Origin of the sequence: Fuerstiella sp., assembly GCA_022447225.1 — a bacterium.
GTDB lineage: Bacteria > Planctomycetota > Planctomycetia > Planctomycetales > Planctomycetaceae > S139-18.
In genome coordinates this window covers 173774-186981 of sequence record JAKVAZ010000011.1, presented here as the reverse complement: position 1 = coordinate 186981, position 13208 = coordinate 173774, and the positions used below count along the sequence as shown (strand labels likewise).

10 protein-coding genes are annotated in these 13208 nt (G+C 52.2%); 7 read left to right on the top strand and 3 right to left on the bottom strand.

Annotated elements, in window-relative coordinates; genetic code table 11:
- Positions 1 to 42 precede the first annotated feature (42 nt).
- On the bottom strand, positions 43 to 1086 hold the full coding sequence (locus MK110_13905) for a hypothetical protein (GenBank protein MCH2212394.1): 1044 nt from the start codon (positions 1084 to 1086) through the stop codon (positions 43 to 45).
- 331 nt (positions 1087 to 1417) lie between these two features.
- On the opposite strand from MK110_13905, the gene MK110_13900 reads away from it, so the two are divergent.
- From MK110_13900 to MK110_13870, 7 genes are all read left to right on the top strand, one after another.
- A complete protein-coding gene (locus tag MK110_13900; protein MCH2212393.1) occupies positions 1418 to 2239 on the top strand; it encodes an ABC transporter permease in 822 nt (273 codons plus the stop codon).
- A complete protein-coding gene (locus MK110_13895; protein ID MCH2212392.1) occupies positions 2236 to 3060 on the top strand; it encodes an ATP-binding cassette domain-containing protein in 825 nt (274 codons plus the stop codon). Before MK110_13900 ends, MK110_13895 begins: the two co-directional genes overlap by 4 nt.
- 23 nt (positions 3061 to 3083) lie before the next feature.
- Positions 3084 to 4202, top strand: a complete 1119-nt coding sequence (locus MK110_13890; GenBank protein MCH2212391.1) for an MlaD family protein — start codon at positions 3084 to 3086, stop codon at positions 4200 to 4202.
- 98 nt (positions 4203 to 4300) lie between these two features.
- The gene (locus tag MK110_13885; GenBank protein ID MCH2212390.1) at positions 4301 to 5905 is read left to right on the top strand and encodes a HAMP domain-containing histidine kinase; all 1605 of its coding nucleotides are present in this window, start codon (positions 4301 to 4303) and stop codon (positions 5903 to 5905) included.
- 392 nt (positions 5906 to 6297) lie between these two features.
- On the top strand, positions 6298 to 6486 hold the full coding sequence (locus MK110_13880; protein ID MCH2212389.1) for a hypothetical protein: 189 nt from the start codon (positions 6298 to 6300) through the stop codon (positions 6484 to 6486).
- Between the two features lie 1409 nt (positions 6487 to 7895).
- A complete protein-coding gene (locus MK110_13875) occupies positions 7896 to 8414 on the top strand; it encodes a HEAT repeat domain-containing protein (protein MCH2212388.1) in 519 nt (172 codons plus the stop codon).
- A gap of 422 nt (positions 8415 to 8836) precedes the next feature.
- Positions 8837 to 11080 carry a glycosyltransferase family 39 protein gene (locus tag MK110_13870; GenBank protein MCH2212387.1) on the top strand — a complete coding sequence of 748 codons (2244 nt, stop codon included), beginning with the start codon at positions 8837 to 8839 and terminating at the stop codon, positions 11078 to 11080.
- A gap of 29 nt (positions 11081 to 11109) precedes the next feature.
- On the opposite strand, the gene MK110_13865 is transcribed toward MK110_13870, so the two are convergent.
- Entirely contained in the window at positions 11110 to 12126 is a 1017-nt protein-coding gene (locus tag MK110_13865; GenBank protein ID MCH2212386.1) for a glycosyltransferase family 2 protein, read from the bottom strand.
- Between the two features lie 218 nt (positions 12127 to 12344).
- Entirely contained in the window at positions 12345 to 13148 is an 804-nt protein-coding gene (locus MK110_13860; protein ID MCH2212385.1) for a fumarylacetoacetate hydrolase family protein, read from the bottom strand.
- Between the last annotated feature and the right edge of the window lie 60 nt (positions 13149 to 13208).

The following is a 13208-nucleotide window of genomic DNA, read 5'->3' as shown; positions in this document are numbered from 1 at the left end:
GACGTTGCACATCCATGATTCCCGGTGGCAGCACCGATGCACTCACTCCGCAGCGCTCAGTTCATCAAACTTCTTCTTCAGATCCACAGACTTCTGAACAGTTTCGTCAAACTTCTTCTTCGACTCATCTGCAGCAGTCTTGGCCTCAGCAGAGGCTTTCGATGCCGCTTCGCTCGCAGTCTTCTTTTCTGCGACAACAGCCCCCAGTTTCTCGGCCAATTCCCTGGCTGCCGCCGCAGATTTCGCGGCAGCCGCAGCTGATTCCTGTGCAGCCGTTTTGAGCTCTTCTGAAGCAGATGTGTCGTCGTTGAGTTTTTCCACAGCAGTGTTGGTCTGTAAAACAGTAGATTCTGCGTTTGCACTCAACTCATTTGCCTTTGCAACATCTTCCTCGGCCGCTTTCAGAGCCGAAGAAGCCTCCTCCGCTGCCGTCGCCGCTGCTGTGGAATCGGCCAGAGTTTCCTGCATCTTCTCAGCCAGGTCCGTAACCTCTCTGGCGGCGTCTTCGTAGGCGCGGCGAGAGGAGATCAGTGCACGTTCTTTTTCTTTCTTGAAGTCCGGAATGATCTGCAGCCCCTGCAGAGCCTCCTTCAATGGCTCTTCACCTTCCATGGTGACACCGGTTTGCCACACAAACAGTTTTTTGAGATTGGTAAGTCCTTTAACGTGTTCCAATCCGGCATCCGTAATTTTGGTACCGTAAACATTAAGGTATTCCAGATTCTCCAGTCCGGCGACATGAGCCAGTCCGTCATCGGTAATTTCGGTTTTTTCGAGATGGAGTCTCGTCAGCCCCTTCAAACCTGACAGTTTTTGAATACCTGCATCTGTGATTTTAGTTCCTCGCAGATTAATGGAGTAAACATTACCTGCGTCTTTGAACACATCGAGCGTTTCATCATTAATTTCCTTGTCGGACAGGTGAAAGGCGATGGTCAGACGGGCATCGTTCTTTGCCAGTTGCATAGCCTGCCCACCAGCCCCCTGAACGGCTTCCATTAGTGCCTTGTCCGCATCAGTCGGATCATCAGCTAAAACCGGGGCAGCCAGCAGTAATGTACAAAAAGTAATGGTATACAATTTCATAGCGTTGATTCCTGGTATACACAAAGCACAACTGTATGCGGAGTGAACATGTTTCAATCGAGGCTGGCCGCAAAATCTTCACTGACAACAGCCTGCAGAATACGCCGGATTCGACCCAGGTTCAATCGTGATCGCTGGATGCCGTGTGACAAAACGAGTCAACAGCAAAACAGCTGAAACGGCTCCAGCATCCGAACTTATGATTGATCTCGATCTGATTCACAGAATTCGTATAAAATTCCTCAGGGTCACGGCTGTCGCAGCCCAGTGAATCCCGGAAGGCGTTTTACCAAGGTAAGATTTTTCAGTCGCCAGGCCACGGATGGCTCCAATGCAGGCTGCCGCCGTTCAACTCAGTTCAGGCATCGGACGCATTGTCACCAGTCTCCTCCAGGAAACTGGCGCACTTGCGATTTTCTCGGTGTCGATATTGAGACGTCTCTTTGGCAGTCTGCCGAGACGCCAGATCCTGTTCCCCGTTTTGTATGAAATTGGGGTTCGCAGCGTTCCCGTCGTCCTGGTAACCGGATCATTCATTGGAATGGTACTGGCCGTCCAGGCGTACACCCAGTTCAAATTACTGCACATGGAATCCAGACTGGGCGCGATCATCACGATGACGCTCGTGTCTGAGCTGGGACCGGTCCTGGCTGCTACCATGCTGGCCGGTCGGGTCGGTTCCGCAATGGCGGCAGAACTGGGTACAATGCGTGTCACCGAGCAAATCAGCGCCATCTCAGCGTTGGGAGCAGATCCACTGCGGTATCTGGTTGTTCCCCGATTCATAGCCTGTGTCCTACTGATCCCTCTGCTGGCAGCTTTTGGTGACGCCATCGGAATGTTCTCGGGCTGGGCATTCAGCACCCGGATGCTGGGAGTCAACAGCTATCAGTACTGGTCTTATGCAATTGACTTCGTAACAGCCTGGGACATCATGGCCGGACTGGTCAAAAGCATTTTTTTTGGCTGCAGTATTGCGATCATTGCATGCCACCGCGGTTTTCACTGTGGATCAGGAGCGGAAGGTGTCGGCCGCGCAGCTACGGAATCGTTTGTACTGTCTTTTATCGCCATTCTGGGACTGGATTTCCTTCTCACCGTTCTGCTGAATACCTCCTACTATTTAATCTGGCCTCAGGCGGTGTCTCTGTGAACAACAAAGCACCTCTGCCTGCCATTCGCCTGGAAAACGTTTCCTGTTGGTTCGAATCCCAAGAAGTATTGCGCAATCTGTGCATCTCGGTTCATCGTGGAGAATCACTGGCCATCATCGGCGAAAGTGGCTGTGGTAAAAGCGTGACAATGAAAGTCATGATGCAGCTGCTTACATCGAATTCCGGCAGAGTGCTCTGGTTCGAACGTGACGTTAACCACCTTTCGTCGAGAGACCGACAGGCAACGCGACTGCAGTTCGGCTATCTTTTCCAGGGCGCCGCACTGTTCGACAGTCTAAACATCTTCGAAAACGTGGCATTCGGGTTACGTGAAAACACATCCCTGACTGACGACGAAATTCAGGATACAGTTCTCCAACGTCTTGATGACGTGGGATTGAACCGTGACGTAACAAAAAAACGGCCGGCTGAATTATCAGGTGGAATGCAGAAGCGTGTTGGTCTGGCCCGTGCACTGGCACTTGATCCGCAGGTCATGTTCTATGACGAACCAACAACCGGACTGGATCCACTGACCAGCCGACGTATTGATGACCTGATTGATTCGGTCAGGGAACATCACAGCATGAGCAGCGTCGTGGTCACTCACGATATGAGAACCGTTGAGCGAGTCGCCGATCGTGTGATTATGCTGGCCCCGTGCCACCGTCTACAAACTGCCGAATCACAAATTCTGTTTGAGGGATCAGTAGAGGAATTGTTTCGAACCACAGATCCAAACATCTCTGAATTTGTTCACGGCAGTGCACTGGAACAGTCCGCAGGAACACCGGTCAGCCACGAATCTGCCGCGGCCTGACACAGAGCAGGATATCATGAAAGATGAATGATTCCCGGCGAGAATTTCATGTAGGACTGATGGTCATTGTGGCCGTAGCGGTCATCGTCATTATGGTATTTCGTTTTGGTGACATTGGACAATCGTTCAAACCGGGCATGAATGTCGGAATCATATTGCCGTCGGCTTCCGGAGTCCTTCCTCAAACTCCGGTTCTGTTTCGCGGCGTAACGATCGGCCGGGTACAGATAATCGAACTAATGCCGGACGGAAACGGAGTGCACCTGAACACAAAAATTGATTCCGGATATTCGTTCCCGACCGATTCCACAGCAACGGTCACTCGTTCTCTACTGGGCGACGCGGTCATTGATATCGAACCCGGGTCCGGCAACCGGTCCGTGCGAGCAGGAGATCAAATCTCAGGGAAAAGTCCGCCGGATGCAACTGCCGTGATTGCCGGGCTCGAACAGCGAGTCTCTGCGACACTTTCCTCGTTTGAACACACTGGTGAACAGTGGAGCCGCCTTGCCGAAAACCTGAATCGGATGCTGGAGTCGGCCGGTCCTGACGGGGTCAACCCGGTGGAGCAGACCACCCTGGCACTTCATCAGTTCACACGAACAATGAGTGCTGCTGAAGAAACCCTGACGGCAGCGGGCTCGCTGCTGAACGACCCGAACTACCGAAGACAACTCAAAAGAACGATGCAGGCACTGCCACAGATCCTCCATGAGACACAATCAACACTGTATTCTGTTCAAACCGTCATCAAACGTATGGATTCAGCTGTTGCAACAGTCAACAACACGGTTGAACCGCTCGCTCGTCAAAGCGATCAACTGGTATCCGATCTTGCCTCATCGATACACAATGTGCAGAAAATGACGTCAGATCTTGCCGCTGTTTCGCGTTCGATGAACGTAAAAAACGGAAGTTTAAACAAACTTCTGACAGATCCGTCTATGTATCAGAACCTGGATCGCACGGCGAATTCACTCGATCTGCTGCTGCAGAATCTGAAACCGGTCATCTCAGACCTGCAGGTCTTCAGTGACAAGATCGCTCGACACCCCGAATTGCTGGGAGTTCGCGGTATTGTTCGTGGAAGCGACGGAGCCAAGAACGACTCTGTCCGACCGGCTGGATTCGAACGACGGTGACCGGCTGCCGGAAATTTGGGGCTGGTCGAACCGGTCCGAATTGTATATGACCTGCAGCCAGTGCCAGACTGGCCCGCGCGTGAGGCATGGAGGTCAACGTGTTTTTTCTGAGGAATATCCATCGGCGACTGATTACAGGGTTTTCTTTGGCGTTATCGCTGTCGATTGCTCTGGCAAGTGTTGGCGCCATTGGTCTGATCTGGCATCAGCAGAAAATCGACGAACTGGAATACGTCCTTGAAAAAGGCCCGGACCGAAATGAATTGGTCCGATCTTTTTTTGAAATCGACTCCAGTGCAAATATCCAGATCGACTCACCCGATCCGGATGGTGTCTTCAGCCTGCAGTTGCGGTTTGACAAGGCTGTGCAGAACAGTCGGAATGCACTGGACAGGTTTCGAGTCCGCGTCGAAGACATGAAGCTCAGACCGACTGACGAATCCCGTATGCTGATCAGACAACGGCCCATCTTCCTCAAACACCTGAACAAAATCGGAGGACACCTTCTGCGACTGTATCATATGGGGCGCGGGCTGACAGACGTTACAAACGCTGGTAAAGAAGTACAGGCCGGTCAACTTCATCAATTCCGTAAGCAGGTAAGGACTGTTGTAGACACACTCCACGGTAAGGTGCGAAATTTGCCTGCATATCAGGATCCAAAGTACCTCACCCGGTCTCTGGAAAAAGAGAAAAAATTGTCGAGGCGACTGCTGATTGCCCTGGGTGCCATCGCTGCCGGAACCATGATCTCAATTATCGTTATGTGGTATTGTGGATTTCGGTGGGTCTCTAATCCACTCCAGGAAATTACCAGTGGAGCATCCCGGATCGCGGAAGGAGATCCAAATTTCAGGATCCCACCCGTGTCACGCTGGAAGGACGAATTTTCTTTGCTGCGAACCAATGTCAACCTGATGGCGGATCGGTTTCAGGATGCAGAACGCGACCTGAATCGCAAAGTTCGGGAACGTAGTCAGCAACTGCTCCGCTCAGAACGATTGGCGGGCCTTGGCTTTCTGGCCGCCGGCGTCGCTCATGAAATCAACAATCCTCTGTCGATCATTCGGGTGGCGGCGGACACTCTGGATTACAGATTACATGAAAGCCTGCCGGAAACGGATCCCGATCGGGACGAGATCCTGCAACGACTCAGCATGATTCGCAATGAGTCCGCGCGGTGCGGAGACATAACAGCCCGTATTCTGGATTTTTCACGAGGAGATCAACCTACTGCCCGCGTCGACAATATTACCGGCGTTGTGCAAACAGTGCTGGCGATGGTACGCCCGATGCCCACCTATCGTGATCGAGAAATCACCTTCGAACGAACGAAACCGCTTTTAGTGATGATGAACGCAGCACAGATCAAACAGGTGCTGCTGAATCTGATCTTCAACGCTCTGCAGGCAACTAAACCTGGCGGACGGGTTGATATCCGACTGGTTGAACAGTGCGACTGGGTTGTGATTGAAATCGAGGACGATGGCTGTGGGATGTCAGAGGAAACGATGGCTCAACTGTTCGAACCGTTTTATTCGACAAAGCCGACCGGAACGGGAACCGGACTGGGCATGTGTATTACTCATCGAATTATTGAAGATCATCAGGGAACGATTGAGCCGTTGAGTCCCGGAGATGGACAGGGCAGCCTGTTTCGCGTCAGACTCCCCCTCCGACAGACAAATCGTGATGTCGCCTGACGTGCCATCTGTCAACATCCGTTCGTCGCGGCCCCGAACCCTCGATTCCCACTGGCATCGACTGGATTGAGTTCACTATACTTCCGATAGTCGTCGAACACCTTCATACACACCGATCGTGTATTGTCATCCCCTCACAAACAGCTGGCACCTAAATTTTCTGTGCGTTGACCACTAATGTTCGTCCTTATACCTGACCTGGCTGGATGGCATTAAAAATCATCGCAACGTTCGTGACTGAGCAGCTCTACAGGATCGTGGTGTCCTCCGAACAGGATTGACCAGTCTGGTCAGGTATTGATATGTGACCGACCAATTCGACTGTCGGCAGCCAGGATGCGACAGCTATTCTGTTTTGGTGGCCGGCCGGTATGTGAACTGGAGATTTCCTCGTGACACAGAATTTGATTTATGCTTCGTTAGCTGTTGCGGGCTGCATGATTTTTGCATCAATTGCCGACATGGCTCTGGGATTCCCGTTCGGTCAGCAGATGGTGCCGGACATCATCTTTATCATAGCCGGTGCAGCAGTTATCTGGATGGGGCTGGACTGCCTGAAGAGCCGTCGCAAAAGAAAGTAGGGTATTGCTCGGCAGTATTCTGACGGGTATCACCCTTCTGTGTTTTGCGAAATGGCACATCCGAACTCAACCCGATATGCCGCAAGGCTGCGGAATCTTTTCGAAGGCCTCATTTTAAGAGTCTTCAGCATCGGTTCCGGTGATTGAGTCGCTACCGCTCCTGAATCCGGACGGGGATCAGCTCGCGTTTTAGCGGATCGAAAGAAAACACAGACCGTTGGTCCGGGAGTATTAACTTACACATGTGATCTGACGCAGAAACAGCGAGATTGCCATGCTTGCTCCCCGGGTAAGCTCTCCCCCCTGATACTCCCTGCAAAGCAAACATAGGCGTTACATACAGCCCAGATCAACGAAATGAATAAAACTTTTCGATTCGGATCTGCTTCGTAAAACCATCAATCGTCCCCCCGACGTATTGTATTCTGTCAAACACCTTAAACCGGTTGCTGTGGGAATCCGCGCGATTCGTTCGCTACAGTATTGACAATCGTATTCCGTAAGAAACTCAGCCACAGACTACCCCATTTGACCGGATGACAACGTCTGTAGGGGATCTGTCGCCGGAAGATTGCCAACAATCTGACCAAACTACCGGATTGGCACAAAACAACTCAAAGCGGGGACGAGTAATCGCCGGACAAACGAGTTGAGATGTTCAAGCGGCGAATAGAGCGGGACGATATTTCGTCCAGTCCCTCGAATTGCAACTGCACGTCACCCGGAGCGGGTTGACGTACCTGAAACAGAAAAGTTTACCTCGGCTGTTTCACGTGGTTCCGATTCTTCCTCATCTGAGTATCAATGCGACCCATCACAGGTCTGAATTTCGTAGCAGGTCGAGGGAATGACCAGCTGACTTCTCAGATGGTCTCACGATGAATCGGAAACGACTGCAACGGAAGGTCGACGGAACGATGTCCCATGAAAGGAGACACACAATGAATTGGATCAGGATGTTCAGTGCTGCAATCGCACTGTTCGGGCTGACCGCATCCGTTGATGCCGGTCTGTTCGGACTCAGTGGTTGCGACAAAGGCTGTGGCTGTGCGGAAGACTGCCAGCCGGAATGCTGCAAACCGACGATTTCTCGCCCATGCAGCAGTAATGTATACACTTATCAGCGTAAGTGTTCGGACATTAAGCCACCATGCTGCGATAGTAACTGTGCACCCGCTGACTGCTGTGCACCCGCTGACTGCTGTGCACCCGCTGACTGCTGTGCACCCGCTGAATGCAGTGCTCCCGCTGAATGCAGTGCTCCCGCTGAATGCTGTGCTCCCGCTGAATGCAGTGCACCCGCTGAATGCAGTGCACCCGCTGAATGCAGTGCACCCGCTGACTGCTGTGGCGAAGGTTGCTGCAGCCAAGATGACTGCTGCGATATCGCCAAACTGATCCATGCGTCAATGACTGCCTGCTACGCCAAAGACCGACGTAGTGCGCTGCACGACCTGGGTGATATATATGACTGCGCCTGCCACCCGGAAATCATGAAGGCATTCATCTACGGATTAAACGACACAGATGAAAAAGTGCGTGAAAAGGCTGCCGACGAAATCGGCGACCAGCTTCGTGATAACCATTGCTGCTGCTGCCCGGAAGTAATTTCTGCTCTGACATGTGCACTCGGCGACTGCGACCGTGGTGTGCGACGTCAGGCTGAAGAAGCTCTGGAAGAGTGCGGATACGAAATCGTGGACGGATGTTGTGACAATGAATGTGGTGACAGTGGATGCTGCGACTCCTGCGGTGCTGGTTCAGCTCCGGCAGAGCACAGCACGCCTGCTGAAGCTGAAGCTGAAGCCGTCCCGGCACCGGCTCCACCGGAAGAACCACAGGCGTACTATCCTTCACGTCTTCGCAACATTTCTTACAGAGTAAAAAATAGCAGTGGGCTGGCCGACCTGTTCGGACTGTCTCGCTAATTCGGCCTGACTGCGGGATCGACCGGATTTATGTCCGCGGTCTCGTTGAAAAACTCAGAATGCAAACGGCTTCCGAGCATACCTCGGAAGCCGTTTTCTGTTGACCGTCTTGCAATGAAGCATAGGACCGTCCAGTGAGGATAAACTATCCGACAGATCTTCATCTACATTGCCGCTGACACGAATGACACAAACTGACAAAGGCGCCGTAAATGTGAAAACACACAAAACAGAACCGGAAAACATTTTTCCGTAATCTGGTCCAAACCAAACGTACCACACCGGGATAGAAGTAAAACCGCCACCACACGTGAAAGCGTTTGTCGCATACAGCGCACACTTGCAGCAAAATCGTCTGTGGTCCATCCTGTGACACTGTTTCCGTCCGGTTGCAATGAGTGTAAACATAGAGAGTCATCGTGGTGTCCGTCGAATCCCGCAGCCCAATCCGTCAGCTGATCTGTTCAATCTGGGTCATTGGATTTTTGTTTGTTTTCTTTACTCAGGATCTGGAAAACAACGCGATCTCACGCAGCGATATTTGGAACGAAATCGGAAACGGCGCTATTGTCGTTGTGCCGTCTCTGCTCAACCCCTTTGACGTCAGCCATGTCTCAGCCAGGGGTGTCGATTCCGGGTGGCATCTGATCACTCAACGCCTGCAATTTTTTCGGATTGCGATTATCGTATTCCTTGCCGCGATGGCTACCGGAATGGCGGTCACTCGTACGCTGCTGAGTTCCGCTTCATTGACACGTTCTGAGAAATTTGTCATTCAGGCCGGAGTGGGCCTCTCAGCTCAAAGTCTGTGGACCCTGCTCATTGGTACTCAGGGATGGTTGTCATCAGGTACTCTGATGGTTCCTGCTGTTGTTTCCATTTTCTTACTTGCGGTCGGTTCAATACGACGACGCATGCAGGGAACAAATCTTAGACAGGAAGCATCGGTACGCCCCACATTCGAACCTGCTCCCAGATGGGCTTGGGGCGCTGCGGGGCTGGTGACTCTGCCATTCCTGATCCTGGTACTGTTAAACAGTTTTACTCCGCCATGGGAGTTTGATTCGCGTGAATACCATCTGCAGGGTCCTAAAGAATGGTTTCAGAACGGATGCATGACGTTCCTGGAACATAACGTTTACACGAACTTTCCCTTTCTCAGTGAAATGCTGACTCTGGACGCCATGGTTCTGACCGGCAACTGGGACGATGGCGCAATTTCTGCAAAAGTCGTCCTGGCAGGTTTTCAGCTGTTGACGACGATTTGTGTTTTTGCCACCGGACAGCGATGGTTTGGTGTTACTGCGGGCCTGGTCGCTGCAATTGTCTACATTTCCGTCCCCTGGACGCTGCGTATCTCGGTCGTCGCATATGCAGAGGGGGCCGCTACCTGTTTTATGATGTTGACGGTAATGTGTGGACTGATCACGTGTTCCGAATCCGCCCCGTCAGTACGGCGGAGAATGACCCTGATCACCGGTCTTCTGGCTGGAAGCGCCATGGCTGCTAAGTATCCAGGAATCGTTTCCGTGGTGATTCCGGTGGGTCTGATACTTTTCTGGTCAGCGCGAAGACAGCAGCGTCTGTTCTTGCCAACAGTATTACTGTTCTGCACCGGGGTCGTGCTGACCGCAGGCCCCTGGCTGATTCGCAATGCAGTGAACACGGGAAATCCCGTCTATCCACTGTTGTACAGTGTGTTTGGATCCGAAGACTGGTCACCCCGGATGGATGTAAAGTGGAAAAACGCTCACTCTGCCTCCGAACACCTGCCGGCAAACATCCCGGGTTACCTGTGGAGCGTTGTAGCGTTAAACGACTGGACCAGTGCACTTTTATTCGGCCTTGCGGTTCCAACGATTCTGACACTGCAGAAACATCAACCGTCGCGATGGATGTGGTTGATGGTGGTTTGGATGCTGGTCACGTGGTGGGCACTGACTCACCGAATCGATCGGTTCTGGATTCCCGTAATTCCGGTCATAGCAGTTCTGGCCGGTGCTTCATGGACAATGTTTTCAAACATGTCCTGGCGGGGTTTGCTGATACTTTGTTTAACCGGCTGTAGTCTGTTCAACCTGCAAATCTGGCGAACCGGACTGCCGGGCCGGCAGGTTGGACTACTGGACCTTCCAGCGGCACGCCAGCTACCAATTCGTCCGGACATTCAACTGCTGAACTCACAATTGTCCCCCGAGGAACGCATCCTGATGATCGGGGAAGCTGAAGTCTTCGATCTTCAGATCCCCGTATTTTACAATACGGTGTTTGATGAATCACTCTTCGAACTGTGGACAGCCGATAAATCGGACGACCGTTACTGGTCGAGAGAACGAAGAATGCTGTCCGCAGCTGAAGTACGTCAGGTATTTCGGGAAAGAGGAATAACACATGTCTATGTAAACTGGGCGGAGATCCTGCGCTACCGCAGGTATGGCAACTACGGATACACCGAATATGTGACTCCGGCGCGTCTGAAAACACTGGAAGAGTGTGGTGTGCTCAGCAGCCCGATTGACCTCGCCCACAGACTGTGGGACAGGATGCAGAAACAGGATCAAGACAATATTTCTGACTGGCCTGGCTCAGAAGATCTGATGTCCTCCGACCTGTCGGAAGCACCCAAATACTGGACACCGATTCGCCTTTACAAAGTGACACAGTGACAATTTGGATCGCTGGTGACGAACTGAAACTAACTCGACAATTCACCGTTGTTGGTTGTCCCCGAATCGTCAACCGCGTCGCTATTCTCACCATGACCTGCACGGCATCGCTCTGCCACACTGTAAGAATCGTGACTACTGCCGTTGTAAGCCACAATGAGTTCGGCCAGGAATCCAAGCGACAATGCCTGTCCCCCCAACAGAGTAGCGGCAACGCTGTACGCAAGAAGTGGCCGACTGCCTATCGTCTCAACCGGCAGAAAACCCGCAACATTCATCAAAAACCACAGGGCGCCCAGCCACGTCAGTCCCAGGGCTCCGATTCCGAAAAAAAAGATACCAACCGCTCCCAGGGCATGCTGAGGACGACGGCCAAAGCTGATCAGAAACGTCACCGTGAGCAGATCCAGCAAACCGCGTAGAAAACGTCGCACGCCATATTTGGAGTAACCGTGCTGCCGAGCTCGATGATGCACCGGTAATTCTGCAACTCGAAATCCACGTGCAAATGCCAAAACCGGAATAAATCGGTGGAGTTCTCCGTAGATCTTGAGTTCAGCTGCTACGTCTTCCCGAAACATCTTTAGACCACAATTGTGGTCGTGAAGCTGCAGCCCGGTCAGACGACTCACCATCCAGTTGAACACACGACTGGGATAAACTTTGTGCCAAGGATCCAGACGACGCTGTTTCCAGCCATTGACAACGTCAAATCCGTCATTCAATTTTTCGAGAAACGCAGACATTTCGGCAGGATCGTCCTGCAAATCAGCATCCATCATCAGAATTAAATCACCCTCAGCAGCACGCATTCCGGCCGTCAAAGCAGCCGCTTTTCCAAAATTCCGCCGGAGGCGAATGCCCGAAATCCTTTGATCAGATGCAGCAAGACGGGTGATAACACTCCAGGACCTGTCAGTGGAACCGTCGTCAATAAAAATAACTTCGAAGCTGTCGACAGCTTCACCGGCGGCAGCACGAATTTCTTCCCACAGCTGGTCGAGGCTGTGTTCCTCATTGAGGACGGGCACAATCACTGACAGCATGTTCGACCTCCTGGACTTGTGTTATCACTGTAAGCCCTCTGGCCGCAACACCGATGAAAGGCTCCCGTTCGGGGAATCGACGTATTCCACCGGTTAATGCAAAAGCATCGACTGGTATCAGTCATGCCGTCACCTGCCCCTCAAAGCATGACACGAACCGGAAACAACGGTGGCGAAGTCCTCAACAGCATTGAACGGACCGACAAGAGACAAGATCTCTAGACGCGCTCCTCCACGACAGGATTCGTCAACCGACCGATCTTTTCAATTTCAATCGTGACAGAATCACCATCCTTAAGCAGTACCGGCGGATTGCGAGCCATTCCCACTCCATGTGGAGTACCCGTCAGAATAACGGTCCCTGGTGACAAAACAGTGCTGCCACTCAGAAATTCGATAAGCGTGGGAATATCAAAGATCATGTCGTCCGTATTCCAGTCCTGCATTACCTCACCATTCAGGATCGTCCGGATGCTGAGCGTGTTAGGATCGGGGATTTCGTCGGCTGTCACAAGACACGGTCCCAGCGGGCAAAACGTGGCAAACGTTTTGCCGCGACACCACTGACCTCCACCGTATTCCTTCTGCCAGTCACGAGCACTGACGTCATTCGCGCAGGTATATCCCAGTACATGTTCAAGAGCATCTGCTTTGGAAACATTGTGACATGTTTTTCCGATGACCACAGCAAGCTCGCATTCGTAGTCGACCCGCTCACTCTTCAATCGCCGAGGCAGCACAATCGGATCTTCAGGATTCTGCACAGCTGAGCTGTTCTTCATGAACAGTACCGGATATTCCGGAATTGGAGACTTGCCTTCTTCAGCGTGCCGGCGATAGTTCAACCCGATACACAGGATGTCGACCGGGTGGACGGGTGCCTGAAGCTTGCCGGAAACACTCTGTCCGGTGTCTTTCAATTCCCCGTAAAGATCACCCTCAAGACGAGTGACCGATCCATCATCGTGCTGCTGTCCCAGCACCACCGTGCCGTCCTGTTGTAGATATCGAACAATCTTCATAAGACCTGCCTGATTACTGTGGTGTCCAATCCGGTAAGTAACACCGGATCGATACATCGG

Excerpts from the sequence above, each read along its gene's own strand:
- MK110_13905 (MCH2212394.1), bottom strand. The coding sequence starts at position 1,086 with ATGAAATTGTATACCATTACTTTTTGTACATTACTGCTGGCTGCCCCG.
- MK110_13900 (MCH2212393.1), top strand. The coding sequence starts at position 1,418 with ATGCAGGCTGCCGCCGTTCAACTCAGTTCAGGCATCGGACGCATTGTC.
- MK110_13890 (MCH2212391.1), top strand. The coding sequence starts at position 3,084 with ATGAATGATTCCCGGCGAGAATTTCATGTAGGACTGATGGTCATTGTG.
- MK110_13875 (MCH2212388.1), top strand. The coding sequence starts at position 7,896 with ATGACTGCCTGCTACGCCAAAGACCGACGTAGTGCGCTGCACGACCTG.
- MK110_13865 (MCH2212386.1), bottom strand. The coding sequence starts at position 12,126 with ATGCTGTCAGTGATTGTGCCCGTCCTCAATGAGGAACACAGCCTCGAC.
- MK110_13860 (MCH2212385.1), bottom strand. The coding sequence starts at position 13,148 with ATGAAGATTGTTCGATATCTACAACAGGACGGCACGGTGGTGCTGGGA.